Genomic DNA, 15,488 nt, shown 5'->3' with positions numbered 1-15,488 from the left:
CGCGGGCGGTGGGTTCCGCGCCCGGCCGTCGGCGGTCCGCCGGTCACTCGACGTAGCCGAGGTCACGGAGCGTTTCGACGACGTTGTCGTCGACGACCTGCTCGACGGACTGATTGACCGCGTGGTGTCGCTGCTCGATGACGGCGACGAGCTGGCGGGCGTTCCGGAGTTTGTACTGCGTGTCCGAATCCTCCACCTCCGTCAGGGCACCTTCGAGCAATTCATCGAGCGTTCCGAGCGTTGTCGATGCCATACGTTGCCGCCAGAACTCGTTCCACAAGAAGCTACTGAAACCGCGCTAGCGTTCCTGTACCGTTCAAACCGCCCCCGTATCATCCCCTCTATTCTGTGGCGTCGACCGCGCCTCGGCGGCCTCGGAACCGACCCGCGCTCGCGTCGCTTCCGGCAACGCCGCCGTTCGTCCCTGCGGTTATGCGTCTCCGCGACCAATCGACGCCGATGACTGCGCTGTTCTCCCCGTTGGAGCTCCGCGAAACGACGATTCCCAACCGCGTGACCGTCTCACCGATGTGCCAGTACTCCTGTGACGACCGGGACGGACTGGCGACCGACTGGCACCGGACTCATCTGGGCTCGCGCGCCGTCGGCGGGGCCGGTCTCGTGCTGACAGAGGCCACCGCCGTCGAGCCCCGCGGGCGCATCACGCCGGAGGACCTCGGTATCTGGAGCGACGAGCACGCGGCGGCGCTGGAACCAATCACCGAGTTCGTCCGGGAGCAGGGCGGGGTGCCCGGCATCCAACTGGCCCACGCCGGCCGGAAGGCGTCTACCTCGCGCCCGTGGGAGGGTCACGACCCGCTGGGCCCCGACGAAGGTGGGTGGGAGGTCGTCGCCCCGAGCGCGGACCCGTGGCCCTACCCCGACGGCGACGCGCCGCCGACGGCGCGACTCGACGAGGCCGGCATCGAGTCGGTCGTCGACTCGTTTCGGACGGCCGCCCGCCGCGCGCGCTCGGCCGGCTTCGAGGTCGCGGAGGTCCACGCCGCACACGGCTACCTCATCCACGAGTTCCTCTCGCCGGTGACCAACGGCCGCGAGGACGACTACGGCGGCGACTTCGAGGGCCGGAGCCGGCTGGCCCGCGAAGTCACCGCCGCAGTCCGGGAGGTCTGGCCCGACGACAAGCCCGTGTTCGTCCGCATCTCGGCGACCGACTGGCTCCCCGACCGCGAGTCGTGGACCGTCGACGACTCCGTGCGGCTGGCCGACCGGCTGGCCGCGGTCGGCGCGGACCTGATAGACGTCAGCGGCGGCGCTATCGCCCCCGACTCCCGACCGGACTACGACGGCCCGAACTACCAACTACGCTACGCCGAGCGGATTCGCGCGGAGACCGACGCCGATGTCGCCGTCGGCGCGGTCGGCGGCATCACGACCCCCGAGCAAGCCGAGGCCGTCGTCGCCAACGAGCGTGCCGACCTCGCCATCGTCGGTCGGGAACACCTCCGGGACCCGTACTTCGCGCTGCGGGCCGCCGAGGCGCTCGACGCGACCGACGAAATCGAGGGACCGGTCCAGTACCGGCGGGCGTGGGGGTTCTGACCCCGCCGCCGTGTGAGACGCGGCGGGCGTGAGCGGTGCAACCGGACCGTCGTGGGAGGGCCGGCGGGCGCGGCTACGCCCGGGAGTCGAAAACGACCACGCCGTTGTTGCGCGTCACGGCAGGGTCCGGCCCGGGGAGGTCGAGGTCGAACTCGGTCTGCCACCGCGGGTCGTCGACGGCGACGATGGCCGCCCCGTCGACGACCTCGACGGTCACGGCGTCGTCGGTGACCGACAGGTCGCCGAGGTCGACGGCGACGGTCCACCCGTCGGCGGTGTCGGTGCGCGAGACGTGCAGCGGGCTCTCCTCGGTCGTGGTGTCCATCACCGAACGGTTGGGTCGGGACCGTCCTGTATCACCGGTTGGCACACGCCGAATCCCCGTCGGACTCGGCGACGCGCCGACACCGTCGACCCGGTGACCGCCCTGCCGTGGGCGATGACAGAACCGTTTTGTGCCCGTGGCTGAACCAACGCGTATGGCACGCGACGAACTCGCGACCGCGAGCGACGAACTCGAATCGGCGGCCGAAGACACCGCGAGCGACGCGGCCGGCGAGCGCCTCGGGGAACTGGCCGACCAACTCGGCCGCCTCTCGACGGCCGACGAGGGCCCGGACCACGGCCGGCTGGCCCGCATCCAGAGCGCACTGCACGACCTCGCCGACGGCGACGGCGCGGACGTGGCCGACGCCATCGACGCCGCCAACGACAGCATCAACGAGTACCGGAGCGACCTCGACGGCGTCTGATTCTCCCGCCGTGCGACACTGCCGTCCTCAGTACCGTCGGAGGTCGGCCAGCGCGCTCCTGAGCAGCGACCCCATCGACACCTCGACGTTACCGGTCGGCCGGGGCGCGGTCACCGTCCCGTACTCGTCGACGACCGTCTCGATGCGGTAGCCCAGTTCCCACTCGTCGCCGTCCTCGGGCCTGACAGTCACCCGCCGGTCGTCCCGAACGTGGCGCAACCGTCCGCCCTCGTCGAGGGTGACGCGGACGCGCGACCCGGGCCGGACGCCCGCGACGTGGGGGCCCAGCGGGACGACCTGCGCGTAGCCGTCCGCGCCCGTCATCTCGTACGTCACCCGCCCGTCGCGCTCGCCGACGCGGTCCCACGACGCCCGGTGGGGGCGGACGAACTCGCTGAACATCGGCGACCCGTCCCCGCCGGTGGCCGCCCGCTGATGCGGGTCGTCGCCGAAGGCCGGGCGCTCGTCGAGGTCCGTCGGCCGCGCGTCCCAACTCGACACGAGTTCCCCGTCAGTGAGAAACAGCGTCGACGCCGTCGGGAGCGGCCCGTCGACGACGCCGTCCCAGTGGAGCAACCCGAGAAGGCCCGGGAACGGCGGCGGCGACGGCCGGTCCGGTGCCGCCGTCGTCGTAATCGCGTGGGTGTGGCGGTACCGGGAGTGTTCGTGCCACTGCCGGTAGTGGGCGGCGTCGTAGGGGGTCTCCGCGCCGGGGTCGTCGGTCACCGCGACCGTCGTCGTCGCGCGGTGGTCGGCGGCGTGGCGGTAGCGGGCCGCGTCGACGATGCGTTCGCGGGGCGTCTCCCCCGACGGCGGGTCCGGGTCGTAGGGGCGCACGTCCGCGAGCCGGGTCCCGGTCCAGCCGCCGGCGAGCGCGAGGCCGGCCCCGACCGACCCCAGCAGGGTGCGTCGCTTCAGGCCCCGTCACCCCCGGTCGGCGTCGCCGGTTCGTGCCCGGCGACGCGGGCACTGCTGTCGCCGTCGGCCGACCACCACGCGACGCTCAGCGCCGCCCGCTCGCCGGTGGGATGGAACACGCTCGCGCCGGGCTCCAGTGGGAACGACGCGGCCGGGTCGTCGTCGTCCCGCTGGCTCACCCACACCGTCCGGCCGTCGGCGTCGTCGGTGATGACGGCGAGTGACTCCGTGTTGGCGGCCGTGAGTCGGTTCCCGCGGTCGAATCGGACCGTGTAGCCGCCACGCTCGGGCAGCCACTCGAACGACAGGAAGACGTTGGGCGTCGTCGCCGGGTACGACTCGCTGGAGGGGGGACTCGGCGCGACCGTACACCCGGCGAGGGCCGCCGCCGCGCTTGCGAGGACCGTGCGTCGGTACACGCCCCGCCGTGCGGTCGCGTCGGGTATAAGTTTTCCTCGCCGGATGGCGAAACGGACCTACTCCCCGTCGACCAGCTTCTCGGCCAGCATCGGCACGAACGTCCCGATGTCGGTGACCATCCCGACCGCCTGCGCGGAGCCGCGGTCGAGCAGTTGTGTCACCGTCGAGGGATTGATGTCGACACAGACGACCCGCGTCGTCGACGGGAGGCAGTTGCCGACCGCGACCGAGTGCAACAGGGTCGAGAGCATCAGCACCAAGTCGGCCTCGTGGGCCTGCTCGCGGATGGCGTTCTGGGCCTCGACGGCGTCGGTGATGGTGTCGGGCAGGGGGCCGTCGTCGCGGATAGAGCCCGCCAGCACGAACGGACGGTCGTTGGTGACACACTCGTACATGACGCCGGACTCGATGGTGCCCGACTCGACGGCGGCCTCGATGCTGCCCTCACGGATGACCTCGCTGATGGTGTAGATGTGGTGTTTGTGGCCGTGGCGGGCGTGGTCCAGCGTCTCGGTGTCGACGCCCAGCGACGTGCCGTAGATGTCCCGCTCGATGTCGTGGACTGCGAAGCCGTTGCCCGCCGAGAGCATGTCGACGTACCCCTCGCCGACCAGCCGCGCGAGGTCCTCGCGGGCCCCGGAGTGGATGAGCGCCGGGCCACAGACCGCGAGTATCTTGCCGCCCTCGGCCTGGGTCTCCTCGATGGCCGTCGCTATCTTCTCGATGGTCGACTCCGAGGGGCGCTCGGCGGAGACGCCCCCCTGCATGAAGCCGAATGCGCCACTGGAGTCGCGGGGCCGCTCGGGCGGTTCGACCTTGATGCCCGTCTCGCCGGTCACGATTCTGTCGCCGTCCTCGACGGCGTTGAGGACCTTCGTGTAGGCACGGGGGCCGTCGTCACCGTCCTCGACCACGACGGCACAGTCCATCTCGATGTCCTCGACGGCCAGCCACTCGCCGTCGTAGCGGATGAACGTCGGGTGGTTCGTCGTCGAGTAGAAGCCGTAGGGGACGACTCTGTCGTCGGGTGCGGGTTCCAGCGTCGCGTCCTTCGGGTCGGCGGGGTTCGCGCCGTTCTGGTGGAGTTCGTGGACGATAGACTGCAGCGTCTCCTCGTCGTCGGCCTCGACGAGCAGGCGGGCGTAGGACACCTCGTCCTTGCGGCGGCCGATGTCGAACTCCTCGACGGAGAAGGAGCCACCCATGTCCATGATGACGCCGAAACTCGACTGCATCATCCCGGAGTCGATGATGTGGCCCTCCAGTTCTACCTCGCGGGAGACGGTCATGCGGGGAGAATGGAGGGTCCCGGGTAAGACGGTTTTGGGTCCCGCCGGCCTCAGCGCCGCCTGACGGCGACGGCTTCGGTCCGGCAGTAGCGCTCGACGCGCGCCGCGAACTCGCCGTCACCGGGCCACTCGGCGTGTGCCCCGAGCGCGGCGGGGTCGCCGACGTAACACGCGACCGTCTCGCTCGCCGCGGCGTCGGCGACCGGGAGCGAGACACGGACGTAGAGGTCGCGGTCGACGCCCTCGTACTCGTCGAGCGCGGCCGCGTCGGGCGTCCGCAACAGTCGTCCCTCGACGCGACCGCCGGGCGCGAGCGTCGGGTACCGTCCGTCGACGCGGTGAAGCCCCGTGAGTGTCGCCGGCCCCGCGAACTCGAAGTCGTCGAGGACGGTCCGGACCGTCCCGGGGTCGGTCAGCGTCCCGTAGACGAACGCCTCCACGGTCACTCCTCCTCGACGCGCCGGTCGACGGTCCACGCTCCGTCGGCCGGCGCGGCCGACCGGAGCCGGTCGAAGAAGCGCTGGAGTCCGTCGGATTCGGTCGTCGGCAGGACGTGCAGGCGGACGGTGCCGTCCCGCACCGACACGCGGAACACGTCGGCCGTCTCCTCGTCGCGGACGAGCCACAGCGGCATCGGCAGGTCGTGGAAGTCCCCGTATCGGTACGGCCCCTCTGCCAACACGGCCGTGACGGCGTCGGCGAGGACCCCGGTCGCGGGGCCGTCCGCACCCTCGGGCTGCAGTCGGAACGTCGTCCCGCCCTCGTACTCGACGCCGCCGCCGTGGGGGAAGCGCCGCTCGGGTCGGGCCGGTATCGCGAACGAGGGGTCGGCCGTCATGTCGACTCGCCGTAGGGTAGGGCGCACTGGCGCTTAAATTCGCGGGCGGTCGTCGGACAGCCGAAACGCCAGCCCGTACATCCGGCCGGCGCGCTCGGAGCCGATTCGGTCGGCGACGGCGTCGGCGCGCTCCCGGAGCGGGGCCGCAACGGCGGGCGACAGGTCGGCGGTCAGCTCGCGGACCGCGTCGGCGTGTGCCCGCAGGTGCGTCGCGGTCCACGGCACGGGGTCCAGCAGCGTCCGCTCGCGCTCGAAGCGCCAGCCCCGGCCCTCGACCGCTCGGCGAAGCGCGTCGACGGGGTAGAACGTCTGGTGTGGCGTGCCGCGGGCGAGCGCGCTGGCCGCGTCGGCGACGGCGAACAGGTCGGCGACGGCGGCGTCGTCGGGCAGGGGTGCGTAGTCGTCGAGGACCAGCACCGCGCCGGGGCGGGCGACGCGGGTCAGTTCGTCGAGGACGGCCGCGAGCGCGGCGGGGTCGAGCCGGTTACACAGCGCGTGGGCGGTGACGAGGTCGACGCTGTCGGCGGGCAGCGGCGTCGCCCGGAGGTCGGCGCGGACGACCGAGCAACGGTCGGTCGGGCCGACGCGGTCGCGGACGGTCGCGGCGTGGTCGGGGTCGTCCGTGACGGCGTAGACGCGGGCCGCGCCGGCCGCGAGCAGGCCCGCCGTCGCCTTCCCGACGCCGGCCCCGGCCTCCAGACAAGTCGTACCCGCGACGGGCTGGTCGGCGAGCGCGGTCGTCACCGTCGCCGGCGGCTCCATCAGTGGTGGAGCTGTTCGGGAACCGGGCTGTCGTCGCGGCGGTGGTGTTCGACGAGCGAGCGCTGGGTCGCGGCGTCCATCCCGTCGTAGCGCCGGGCGGCGTCGAGTACCATCGAGACGAGCTTCGGGTCGCCGGGCGTGACGACTGTCGACAGCCCCTGCGCGGCGGCGAAGTCGAAGCGGTCGCGTATCTCCTCGGGCCGGTCGACGGGCCGGTACCAGTTCGCGTAGGGCCGGTCGTCCTCGGGTAGCTCGTCGGTCGGCGGCCACGAGCCGCCGGCAAAGGCTTTGATGCCGAGCGTGCCGATACCCTCGCTGTCGGCGCGTTCGAGGACGCGCTCGTAGTCGTACTCGTCGCCGGACTTCCCGGCGACGACGGGGTTCAGCGGGAACATCAGCGTCTCCAAGTCGTCGATGCGGTCCACGGCGTCCAGAATCAGCCCGGGGTCGGCGTGGCTCGTCAGCCCGATGTGGTCGACTGTCCCCTCGTCGCGGGCCTCCCGGAACGCCCGGAGCGCGCCGTCGTCGGCGGTTAGCTCGTCGAGTTCGTGGTCGTACTCCAGCCCGTGGACCTGATAGAGGTCGATGGTGTCGACGCCGAGCCGGTCCAGCGACCGCTCCAGTTTTCGCTTGGCCCCCTCGTAGTCACGGGCTTGGGTCTTGCAGCCGAGGAATATCTCGTCGCGGTGCTGGCGGAGCTTCGGGCCGAGCTTGAGTTCGGCGTCGCCGTAGGTGGGCGCAACGTCGAAGTGGTTGACGCCGCAGTCGAGGACGTGTTCGACCATCTGGTTCGCGCCCTCCTGTTCGAGCCAGTTGAGCGCGATGGCACCGAACGTCGCCACGGTACTCTCCTGTCCGGTGTCGCCGAGCGGTCGGGTCTCCATATCCTCCTGTGAGGGCTGCCGACGGTTAACCGTTGATGCGACGCACTGACGGGTTTTTACTCGCTCGCCCCCTCCGGTCTGGTATGTGCGGCCGCTACAGCCTGTTCGCCCCGCCCGCCGACATCGAGGCCCGGTTCGACGCCGCCTTCGACTTCGCGTTCGAGCCGCGGTACAACGCCGCGCCGAGCCAGTCGCTCCCGGTCGTCACGAACGCCGACGACGACACCATCCAGCGCATGGAGTGGGGACTGGTGCCGTCGTGGGCCGACGACCGGCGCGACCACGGCCACATCAACGCCCGCGCGGAGACGCTCGCCGAGACGGGGTCGTTCGCCGACGCCTACGAGTCGCGGCGCTGTCTCGTCCCGTGTGACGGCTTCTACGAGTGGGTCGCGGCCGACGGCGGGAAACAGCCGTACCGCGTGGCCCTACCCGACGACGACCTCTTCGCCATGGCCGGCCTCTACGAGCGGTGGGAGCCCCCACAGCGCCAGACCGGGCTGGGCGAGTTCGGCTCGAACGGCGACGCCGACGACGGCGACGACGTGGTCGAGACGTTCACGGTCGTCACGACCGAGCCCAACGAGACGGTCGCGGACCTCCATCACCGGATGGCGGTCGTGTTGGACCCCGACGAAGAGGCGACGTGGCTCCACGGCGACACGGACGCGGCCGGTGCCCTGCTGGACCCCTACGACGGCGAGATGCGGGCCTACCCGGTGTCGACGGCGGTCAACGACCCCAGCAACGACTCGCCCGAAATCGTCGAGCCCGTCGACGCGTAGCGGCCAAACGGACCCGCAGTTTTCGGGGTCGGAGCGTATCCCCGACGACCGGCAACGTCGCCGTATGCAGTCGCTCCGCGGGCGGGCCGACGGCTCCGTCGCCGACAGCGTGACCGACCTCGTCGGTGACACGCCGCTGGTCCGACTGGACGCGTTCGCCGAATCGCTCTACGGGAAGGTCGAGGCCGCCAACCCCTACTCGGTCAAGGACCGCATCGCGCTGTACGTGGTCGAAGCGGCCGCCGAGTCCGGTGCCCTCCCCGACGGCGGCACCGTCGTCGAGGCGACCAGCGGCAACACTGGCATCGGGCTGGCGATGGTCTGTGCCGCTCGGGGATACGACTGCGTGCTGACGATGCCCGAGTCGATGAGTGAGGAGCGTCGCCGCCTGCTCTCCGGACTGGGCGCGGACCTCGAACTCACGCCCGCCGACGACGGGATGAGCGGGGCCATCGAGCGCGCCGACGAACTCGCGGCGACCGACGATGCGGTGCGCGCCCGGCAGTTCGAGAACGCGGCGAACCCCCGCGCCCACCGCGAGACGACCGGCCCGGAGATATGGCGGGACACCGACGGCGCGGTCGACGCCGTGGTCGCCGGCGTCGGCACCGGCGGCACCATCACCGGCGTCACCGAGTATCTCACCGAAGAGAAGGGCGCAGACGTCACCGCTGTCGCCGTCGAACCCGAGTCCTCGCAACTGCTCTCGAACGACGACCCCGACAGCCACGGCATCCAAGGTATCGGCCCCGGGTTCGTCCCCGACGTGTTGCGGACCGACCTGCTCGACGAGGTCCGCGCAGTCAGCGAGGCCGAGGCGACGGAGGCCGCCCGCCGACTCGCCAGCGAGGAGGGGCTCGTGGTCGGCATCTCCTCGGGGGCGGCGCTACACGCGGCCGCCGCGTACGAGGCCGACAACCCCGGCGAGACGGTCGTGACCGTCCTGCCCGACACCGGGGAGCGCTACCTCTCGACGGACCTCTGGACCTGACGCGGCGGTCAGCTCTCGTACATCATGTCCCCGCCACACTCCGGACAGGACGACCTGACGACCGTCGTCCGGTAGTCACACCGGCGGCACCTGAGAGCGGGGTCGGCGTCCGCGTCGCTGCTCTGTCGTGACATACGTGAACGTGTAACTCGGTGCGTATTAAGCGTTGACACGAGCGGGTACGACGAGCAGGCGAGACGAGCGAGCGACGACGGTCCGTCTCAGGCGACGCGGGCGAACGCCAGCGTGCCGGAGATGTTCTCGATGTAGGCCTCGACGACCTGTCCCTCGCGCGCGCCGGAGACGAAGATGGTGTACTTGCCCTTCTCGGCGACGCCGTCGCCCTCGCGGCCGGTCCCGGTAATCTTGACCTCGTAGGTCTTGCCCTCTTCGAGGGTGGGAGTCTGCTGTTGGGAGGACGTCGTCGACCCCTTCGAGACGGGGCGGAACGCCCCGCAGGCCTGACAGCGCAGCATCTCGACGCCGTCCTCGGTCTTGAGGACCGTGTCGGGCAGGCCACACTCCGAGCAGGTGACGAACTCGGCGACGTAGGCGTCGATGGCGGCCTCGAAGTCGGCCACGTCGAACGAGCCGTTGTAGCGGGCCTCGCTGCCGTCGAACTGGCCGTTGGTCCCGAGTTCGCGCTGGACGGCACTGTGGAGGTGTTTGGGCTCCCGGGAGAGCGCGTCGGCGATGTCGCCGAGGTTCGTCAGGCGCGTGAACGCGCCGTCGGTCTGTCCCTCGGGGTCGGGAATCGTCAGCCGCTCGCCGGCCTCACCGGGCTGTTCGGGGAGTGTGTCGTACGCTCGCTGGAGCGCGTCGTCGTAGTTCATACGTAGGCCAACGCGCCCGGACGTAAAATCCCTCCGTGACGCGTGATGACAGACCGGCTACGGTTCCAGCACGACCTTCCCGCTGGAAGCGCGGCTCTCGATGTGCTCGTGGGCCGCGGCGGCATCGCGGAGGGCGAACGTCTCGCCGACGACGACTTCGAGGTCGCCGGCGGCCAGCCCCTGCTGGAGGTCCGGGACGGCCGACATGACCTGCTGGGGCCGCTGGGACAGCGACCGACCGAGGTGGTAGCCGACGACCTCCTGATTGGCGAACAGCAGGTCGCTCGTGTCGAGACTGCCCGGCCGGCCGCTGGCCGCGCCGTAGACGACCAGTCGCCCGAACTCCCGGAGGGCGGCCAGCGAGTCGCTGGACGTCTCCCCGCCGACGCCGTCGAGCGCGAGGTCGACGCCGCGGTCGGTCCGGTCCCGGACCGCCTCGACGAAGTCCGTCTCGGTGTACTGAATCGGGTGGTCACAGCCCAGCCGCGCCGCGAGGTCGAGTTTCGCCTCGGTGCTGGCGGTGCCGAACACCTCGGCCCCGGCGCGGTCGGCCAACTGGACCGCCGCGGTGCCGACCCCGCCCGCCGCCGCGTGAATCAGGACGGACTCGTCGGCGTCGAGACCGCCCCGCTCGAACAGGCAGTTGTGGGCCGTCAGGAACTGCACGGGGAACCCGGCGGCCTCGGCGAAGTCCATCCCGTCGGGCACCGGGAACGTCACCGCCGGGTCGGCGAGGGCGTACTCCGCGTAGCCGCCGGTGTCGACCAGCGCCACGACCCGGTCGCCCACCGCCAACTCGACGCCCTCGCCGACGGCGTCGACGCGGCCGGCCGCCTCCATCCCGGGCACGTAGGGCGGCTCCGGTCCGCCCTCGTAGTGGCCCCGCCGCTGCATGATGTCGGCGAAGTTGATGCCCGCGGCCGCCACGTCGATGCGTATCTCGCCCGGCCCCGGGTCGGGTACGTCGCGCTCGGTCACCGACAGCGTCTCCCGGCCGCCGAACTCGCTCACCGTGACTGCGTCCATGTCACTACCGGCGGGCCCCAGCCTCCTGAACCCCCGTAAACCGCAGGAAACCGGGGACCGGTTGCAGGCCGGCGTCCCCGTCACTGTTGCTCACAGTAGCGGGACGTAGCGCTCCTAGCAACCTACAACCCCCGCCAGCCCGCAGCCACACACGCTCGCTCGTCACGAGCGACTGCCCGTCACCGCCGTCCCACCACACCCCACGTCCGTCATGCGACGGGTCGTCTGTCATGGACTCCGACGAGCGAGCGCCCCACCGCCGTTTCTCGACGCTACCGGCGGCCCGAGAGCGGGAGCCACAGCCCCCGTCCCGCCCGCTCGACCGTCGTCCCGAACGGCTCGGCGAGCGCCCGCATCCGCTCGCGGAGCCACGCCGCCGCCTCGTCGCCGGCCCGGTGGACCGCCCCGTGCGATATTTCGACCGGACGCAGGCGCAGGCCCGACAGGCCGCCGTCGGCGACGACCACCTCGAACAGGAAGCTCCGGTCGTTGTGCAGTCCCGGTTTGACGGCGTAGTCGTCGACGAAATCGCCCGTGTCGTAGAGAACCGGTCGCCCGCGGTACACCTCGACGCCCTGTATCACGTGGGCGCTGTGGCCGTGGACCACGTCGACCCCCTCGTCGACGAGCCACCGGGCGAACGCCCGCTGTTCGTCGGCCGGTGCAGTGACCCAGTTGGGCCCCCAGTGCAGCGAGGCGACGACGAGGTCCGGGTCGCCCTCGTGAGCGCGCCGGAGCGCCCGGCGCACCCACTGCCGGGTCAGCGGGTCGTCGCGCTCCAGCCGCAGAAAGGCGGTGCCCGGGCGGGCGCGGGTCGCGGCGTAGCCCGGCGACTGGTCGGTGAAGCCGACGACAGCCACGTCCAACTCGCCGACGGCGACGGTCGCCGGTTCGACCGCCGCGGCGCGGTTCGTCCCCGCGCCGACGGCCGCGACGCCGCCGCGGTCGAGGTGTGTGAGCGTGTCCCGGAACGCGCCCCGTCCGAAGTCGAGGACGTGGTTGTTCGCCAGCGAGACGGCCGACACCTCCGCGGCCCGAAGCGCCGGCAGCACCCAGTCGGGACCGGCCCGGAAGTGGAAGCCCCGCCCCGGCCGCGGGCTCCCCCGAGCCGAGACGCAACACTCCAGATTGCAAACGAGGCCGTCCAGCGCCGTCAGCCAGCCCGCGGTGTCGTCCCAGACGCCCGCCGCCGGGCCGTCCGCCCACCGGTCGTCGACGTTCCGGCCGAGCATCACGTCCCCGACGAGGCCGAGGCGGTGCTCGCGGTCGGTGTCGACGGTCGGCGGGCCGGCGGCCCGGCGACGCCCCGTTCCGAGGCAGCCGCTCAGCCCCGCCGCCGCCGCGATGACGCCCCGGCGCGTCGACAGCATACCGGCGCTTCGGGCCGCGCGCTATTGAACACCGGCCCGCTATAGTAGCCATTGAAAATCAATACACACCCGACCGCACGACGGCAGTGCGGTCGGTGTGTAAATCGTTTCAATTGTTACGATAGCCGTCGCGCTCGACGGCGACGACGTGGGCGTCGTCGGGGTCGAAGCCGACCGTCACCGTCCCCTCTGGGGGGTCTCGGGTCCGGACGAGCAGTTCGGTCCCGTCCCAGTCGACGTGGACCCGGGTCGTCTCGCCGAGGAACTCGGCGCTGGTGACCGCCCCCGACAGCGTCGTTGCGCCGCCCCCCAGCGACAGGGCTTCCGGGCGGACACAGACCGTCGCGCGGTCGCCGACGGCGAGCGGTTCGTCGGTGGCGACCGTCAGGTCGGTCCCCCCGACGCGCACGGTCACCGTGTCGCCGTCGACGCCGGTCACCGCGCCCGTGAGGACGTTGTTGTCGCCGACGAAGCCGGCGACGAACTCGGTCGCCGGCTCGCGGTATATCTCCCGCGGGGTCCCGACCTGCTCGGGCGTGCCCGCCCGCATCACGGCCACGCGGTCGGAGACGGCCAGCGCCTCCTCTTGGTCGTGGGTGACGTAGACGGTAGTGATGCCCAGTTCCCGCTGTATCTCGCGGACCTGCACGCGCAGGCGCTCGCGGAGCTTCGCGTCCAGCGCGCTCATGGGCTCGTCCAACAGGAGGAGGTCCGGGCCGGGCGCGAGCGCGCGGGCCATCGCCACCCGCTGTTGTTGGCCGCCCGAGAGCGTCTCCGGGTCGCGGTCGGCCAGCCCGCCGAGGTCGACCAGTTCCAGCAGGTCGCTGACCCGTTCGGCCCGACTCACGCCGCCGGGCGGGTCGGCGAACCGCAGGCCGTAGGCGACGTTCTCGCCGACGCTCATGTGGGGAAACAGGGCGTAGCTCTGGAAGACGACGCCCACGTCGCGGTCCTCGGGCGGGACGCCGGCCACGTCGCGGCCGCCGAAGCGGACCGTCCCCGCCGTCGGTGCCTCGAACCCGGCCAGCAGGCGCAGCGTCGTCGTCTTCCCACAGCCGGAGGGACCGACCAGCGTGAAGAACTCGCCGTCCCGGACCGACAGCGAGAGGTCGTCGACGGCGGTGGTGTCGCCGTAGGCGCGCGTGACGCCGTCGAGTTCGACGGCCGGTTCGTCGCCCGGCTCAGAGGCCAACGCGGTCACCCCCCAAGCGGTCGATGACGAGGAAGCTCACGCTGGTCACGACGAGCAGGACGACGCCCATCGCCGTCGCCGGGCCGAGTCGCCGGCCGATGAACCGCTCGATGGCGATTGGCATGGTGTACTGGCTGGTCCCCGTCGCCAGCACCACCGTCGCCGAGAACTCGCCGACGGAGATGGCGAAGGCGAAGGCCGCGCCGGCCAGCACCGCCGGCCAGACCAAGGGGAGTTCCACGTCGAGCAGGACCCGCAAGCGGGGCGCGCCCAGCGCTCGCGCGGACTCGACCAGCGAGCGGTCCAGCCCCTCCAACCCCGGGGCGACGGTGCGGACGACGAAGGGGTAGCCCGCGACGGCGTGGGCGAAGACGATGGCGACGGCCCCGCCGACGGCGAGTCGCGTCCCGCCCACCTCGACGCCGAAGACCAGCCCGCGCAACAGGCCGAGACCGACGACGATGCTCGACACCGCGAGCGGGGCCATGGCGACGGCGTCGACGAGCTTCCGGCCCCGGTAGGCGCGCGTGGTCAGCACCGCCACGACGACGCCCATCGGGAGCGCCAGCGCCAGCGCCCCCGCGCCGAACAGCAGCGAGTTCCGGACGGCGTCGGCGGGCTGGACCTGAAACGAGGCGGCACTGGCCTGTCGGGCCAGCAGGAACTGGTAGTTGGCCAGCGACAGCGACCCGCCGCTGGTGAGACTCGACAGGACCATGCTGGCGATGGGGACGACGAACACCGCGAGCGCGACGACGGCGTAGGCCCCGAGGCCGACCCGCGGGAGCAGTTCCCGGACCGACCACGACGGCGGGACCAACGGACGGCGCGGGAGCGGGCGGACGCCCCGCGAGCGGGTGCTGTGGCGGGCCTCGTAGCGCAGGTAGAGATACAACAGGCCCAGCGAGATGGCCAGTTCGACGACGGCAAGCGCCGCGGCCTCGGCGTAGTCGAGGTCCCGAATCAACTGGTAGACGAACACCTCGACGGTCGCCAACTGGAACCCCCCCAGCGCGAGGACGATGGGGAAGGTCCCGAACGTGAAGACGAACGTCAGCGCCCCGCTCATCAGCACGGCGGGGTACAGCTGGGGCGCGACCACGTCGCGGAACGCCCGCAGCGGGCTGGCACCGAGGCTCCGGGCCGTCTCGACGGCGCTCGCGTCGACAGACTCCCATGCGGCCGTGGTCACCCGCGTCACGAGCGGCGCGTTGTAGAACGCGTGGGCGATTATCACGGCTTCGAGCGTGAACATGAGGTCCACCCGTCCGACCCCGAGCGCGGTCAGGGCGGCGTTGAGTGTCCCGGTCTCGCCGAAGGTGGCGACGAAGCCCACCGCGACCATGATGGAGGGGAGGACGAACGGCAGCACCGTCAGCGAACGCAGCGTCCGCCGGCCGGGGAACTCGTAGCGGGCCAGCAGATACGCCGCCGGCAGGCCCAGCAGGACGCTGGCGACGGCCGACAGCAGCGCCTGATAGGCCGTGAAACCGACGATGCCGAGCCGCGGGTCCGGGCGGAGCAAGGCGTCGGCGACGGCGAGTGGCGACGCGCCGGTCAGCAGGCGGGCCGGCTCGCCGAAGTAAAACGAGTCCGAGAGTATCGCCCAGAACACCGACAGCGTCGCTCGGCCGTCGACGACGACGCTGTCGACGAGAACGGTGAACACCGGGTAGTAGAAGACGGCGACGAGGACGGCGACGGTGGCGAGTCCGAGGGCCGGGAGCGCGCGCCGTTCGAGGCCGGACCGGAGGCTCCCGGCGAGGCGTCGGGCGGGTCCGGCGGGCGAATCACCGTCCGCATCGGCGGGCGAATCACCGTCCGCGCCGGCTGCCCTCGGGGCCGGTGCGTCGTCGCCGGCCATC

General features: G+C 71.7%; 19 protein-coding genes. 4 read left to right on the top strand and 15 right to left on the bottom strand.

Annotated features, from left to right (window positions below; translation table 11 throughout):
• Positions 1 to 43 precede the first annotated feature (43 nt).
• The gene (locus tag ACV7JO_RS02880) at positions 44 to 253 is read right to left on the bottom strand and encodes a hypothetical protein (protein ID WP_470354836.1); all 210 of its coding nucleotides are present in this window, start codon (positions 251 to 253) and stop codon (positions 44 to 46) included.
• Positions 254 to 459: 206 nt separating this feature from the next.
• Between ACV7JO_RS02880 and ACV7JO_RS02875 the strand changes: the two genes are divergently transcribed.
• Positions 460 to 1,563, top strand: coding sequence for an NADH:flavin oxidoreductase/NADH oxidase (locus ACV7JO_RS02875; RefSeq protein ID WP_470354835.1), 1,104 nt, complete (start codon positions 460 to 462; stop codon positions 1,561 to 1,563).
• 73 nt (positions 1,564 to 1,636) lie between these two features.
• Here the strand turns inward: ACV7JO_RS02875 and ACV7JO_RS02870 are convergent, their stop codons facing one another.
• Positions 1,637 to 1,888, bottom strand: a complete 252-nt coding sequence (locus ACV7JO_RS02870) for a DUF7127 family protein (protein WP_470354834.1) — start codon at positions 1,886 to 1,888, stop codon at positions 1,637 to 1,639.
• A gap of 154 nt (positions 1,889 to 2,042) precedes the next feature.
• Here ACV7JO_RS02870 and ACV7JO_RS02865 point away from each other — a divergent pair, with 154 nt between their 5' ends.
• Entirely contained in the window at positions 2,043 to 2,315 is a 273-nt protein-coding gene (locus ACV7JO_RS02865; protein ID WP_470354833.1) for a DUF7553 family protein, read from the top strand.
• 27 nt (positions 2,316 to 2,342) lie between these two features.
• Here the strand turns inward: ACV7JO_RS02865 and ACV7JO_RS02860 are convergent, their stop codons facing one another.
• The 7 genes from ACV7JO_RS02860 to ACV7JO_RS02830 all read right to left on the bottom strand — a co-directional run bounded on the left by ACV7JO_RS02860 (position 2,343) and on the right by ACV7JO_RS02830 (position 7,426).
• Positions 2,343 to 3,152: a hypothetical protein gene (locus ACV7JO_RS02860; protein WP_470354832.1), complete on the bottom strand. Its 810-nt coding sequence runs from the start codon at positions 3,150 to 3,152 to the stop codon at positions 2,343 to 2,345.
• Between the two features lie 77 nt (positions 3,153 to 3,229).
• Complete coding sequence (locus ACV7JO_RS02855) at positions 3,230 to 3,652, bottom strand: hypothetical protein (protein ID WP_470354831.1); 423 nt, start codon at positions 3,650 to 3,652, stop codon at positions 3,230 to 3,232.
• Positions 3,653 to 3,709: 57 nt separating this feature from the next.
• On the bottom strand, positions 3,710 to 4,942 hold the full coding sequence (locus tag ACV7JO_RS02850) for an ornithine cyclodeaminase, nickel-pincer nucleotide-dependent (RefSeq protein WP_470354830.1): 1,233 nt from the start codon (positions 4,940 to 4,942) through the stop codon (positions 3,710 to 3,712).
• A 50-nt stretch (positions 4,943 to 4,992) separates the two neighbouring features.
• Positions 4,993 to 5,382, bottom strand: coding sequence for a gamma-glutamylcyclotransferase family protein (locus ACV7JO_RS02845; RefSeq protein ID WP_470354829.1), 390 nt, complete (start codon positions 5,380 to 5,382; stop codon positions 4,993 to 4,995).
• Between the two features lie 2 nt (positions 5,383 to 5,384).
• Positions 5,385 to 5,780, bottom strand: coding sequence for a hypothetical protein (locus tag ACV7JO_RS02840; RefSeq protein WP_470354828.1), 396 nt, complete (start codon positions 5,778 to 5,780; stop codon positions 5,385 to 5,387).
• A 33-nt stretch (positions 5,781 to 5,813) separates the two neighbouring features.
• Positions 5,814 to 6,542: a class I SAM-dependent methyltransferase gene (locus tag ACV7JO_RS02835; RefSeq protein WP_470354827.1), complete on the bottom strand. Its 729-nt coding sequence runs from the start codon at positions 6,540 to 6,542 to the stop codon at positions 5,814 to 5,816.
• Positions 6,542 to 7,426 carry an aldo/keto reductase gene (locus ACV7JO_RS02830; RefSeq protein ID WP_470354826.1) on the bottom strand — a complete coding sequence of 295 codons (885 nt, stop codon included), beginning with the start codon at positions 7,424 to 7,426 and terminating at the stop codon, positions 6,542 to 6,544. Before ACV7JO_RS02830 ends, ACV7JO_RS02835 begins: the two co-directional genes overlap by 1 nt.
• Positions 7,427 to 7,509: 83 nt before the next feature.
• Between ACV7JO_RS02830 and ACV7JO_RS02825 the strand changes: the two genes are divergently transcribed.
• Positions 7,510 to 8,211, top strand: coding sequence for an SOS response-associated peptidase (locus ACV7JO_RS02825; protein WP_470354825.1), 702 nt, complete (start codon positions 7,510 to 7,512; stop codon positions 8,209 to 8,211).
• Between the two features lie 64 nt (positions 8,212 to 8,275).
• A complete protein-coding gene (cysK, locus tag ACV7JO_RS02820) occupies positions 8,276 to 9,202 on the top strand; it encodes a cysteine synthase A (RefSeq protein ID WP_470354824.1) in 927 nt (308 codons plus the stop codon).
• 8 nt (positions 9,203 to 9,210) lie between these two features.
• On the opposite strand, the gene ACV7JO_RS02815 is transcribed toward cysK, so the two are convergent.
• The 6 genes from ACV7JO_RS02815 to ACV7JO_RS02790 form a co-directional block, all read right to left on the bottom strand.
• Complete coding sequence (locus ACV7JO_RS02815) at positions 9,211 to 9,336, bottom strand: hypothetical protein (protein WP_470354823.1); 126 nt, start codon at positions 9,334 to 9,336, stop codon at positions 9,211 to 9,213.
• 87 nt (positions 9,337 to 9,423) lie between these two features.
• On the bottom strand, positions 9,424 to 10,035 hold the full coding sequence (locus tag ACV7JO_RS02810) for a translation initiation factor IF-2 subunit beta (protein WP_470354822.1): 612 nt from the start codon (positions 10,033 to 10,035) through the stop codon (positions 9,424 to 9,426).
• A 57-nt stretch (positions 10,036 to 10,092) separates the two neighbouring features.
• Positions 10,093 to 11,061, bottom strand: a complete 969-nt coding sequence (locus tag ACV7JO_RS02805; protein WP_470354821.1) for a quinone oxidoreductase family protein — start codon at positions 11,059 to 11,061, stop codon at positions 10,093 to 10,095.
• A 272-nt stretch (positions 11,062 to 11,333) separates the two neighbouring features.
• Positions 11,334 to 12,431 (bottom strand): CapA family protein, encoded by a 1,098-nt coding sequence (locus ACV7JO_RS02800; protein WP_470354820.1) that lies wholly within the window; start codon positions 12,429 to 12,431, stop codon positions 11,334 to 11,336.
• Between the two features lie 109 nt (positions 12,432 to 12,540).
• Positions 12,541 to 13,623, bottom strand: coding sequence for an ABC transporter ATP-binding protein (locus tag ACV7JO_RS02795; RefSeq protein WP_470354819.1), 1,083 nt, complete (start codon positions 13,621 to 13,623; stop codon positions 12,541 to 12,543).
• Positions 13,613 to 15,487, bottom strand: a complete 1,875-nt coding sequence (locus ACV7JO_RS02790) for an ABC transporter permease (RefSeq protein ID WP_470354818.1) — start codon at positions 15,485 to 15,487, stop codon at positions 13,613 to 13,615. Before ACV7JO_RS02790 ends, ACV7JO_RS02795 begins: the two co-directional genes overlap by 11 nt.
• Between the last annotated feature and the right edge of the window lies 1 nt (position 15,488).

Source organism: Haloarcula sp. MBLA0138 (genome assembly GCF_055632455.1).
This window is presented reverse-complemented; position numbering and strand designations above follow the sequence as displayed.

Excerpts from the sequence above, each read along its gene's own strand:
- ACV7JO_RS02830 (WP_470354826.1), bottom strand. The coding sequence starts at position 7,426 with ATGGAGACCCGACCGCTCGGCGACACCGGACAGGAGAGTACCGTGGCG.
- ACV7JO_RS02870 (WP_470354834.1), bottom strand. The coding sequence starts at position 1,888 with ATGGACACCACGACCGAGGAGAGCCCGCTGCACGTCTCGCGCACCGAC.
- ACV7JO_RS02880 (WP_470354836.1), bottom strand. The coding sequence starts at position 253 with ATGGCATCGACAACGCTCGGAACGCTCGATGAATTGCTCGAAGGTGCC.
- ACV7JO_RS02805 (WP_470354821.1), bottom strand. The coding sequence starts at position 11,061 with ATGGACGCAGTCACGGTGAGCGAGTTCGGCGGCCGGGAGACGCTGTCG.
- ACV7JO_RS02790 (WP_470354818.1), bottom strand. The coding sequence starts at position 15,487 with ATGGCCGGCGACGACGCACCGGCCCCGAGGGCAGCCGGCGCGGACGGT.
- ACV7JO_RS02825 (WP_470354825.1), top strand. The coding sequence starts at position 7,510 with ATGTGCGGCCGCTACAGCCTGTTCGCCCCGCCCGCCGACATCGAGGCC.
- ACV7JO_RS02810 (WP_470354822.1), bottom strand. The coding sequence starts at position 10,035 with ATGAACTACGACGACGCGCTCCAGCGAGCGTACGACACACTCCCCGAA.
- cysK (WP_470354824.1), top strand. The coding sequence starts at position 8,276 with ATGCAGTCGCTCCGCGGGCGGGCCGACGGCTCCGTCGCCGACAGCGTG.
- ACV7JO_RS02800 (WP_470354820.1), bottom strand. The coding sequence starts at position 12,431 with ATGCTGTCGACGCGCCGGGGCGTCATCGCGGCGGCGGCGGGGCTGAGC.
- ACV7JO_RS02875 (WP_470354835.1), top strand. The coding sequence starts at position 460 with ATGACTGCGCTGTTCTCCCCGTTGGAGCTCCGCGAAACGACGATTCCC.
- ACV7JO_RS02840 (WP_470354828.1), bottom strand. The coding sequence starts at position 5,780 with ATGACGGCCGACCCCTCGTTCGCGATACCGGCCCGACCCGAGCGGCGC.
- ACV7JO_RS02835 (WP_470354827.1), bottom strand. The coding sequence starts at position 6,542 with ATGGAGCCGCCGGCGACGGTGACGACCGCGCTCGCCGACCAGCCCGTC.
- ACV7JO_RS02865 (WP_470354833.1), top strand. The coding sequence starts at position 2,043 with ATGGCACGCGACGAACTCGCGACCGCGAGCGACGAACTCGAATCGGCG.
- ACV7JO_RS02815 (WP_470354823.1), bottom strand. The coding sequence starts at position 9,336 with ATGTCACGACAGAGCAGCGACGCGGACGCCGACCCCGCTCTCAGGTGC.
- ACV7JO_RS02850 (WP_470354830.1), bottom strand. The coding sequence starts at position 4,942 with ATGACCGTCTCCCGCGAGGTAGAACTGGAGGGCCACATCATCGACTCC.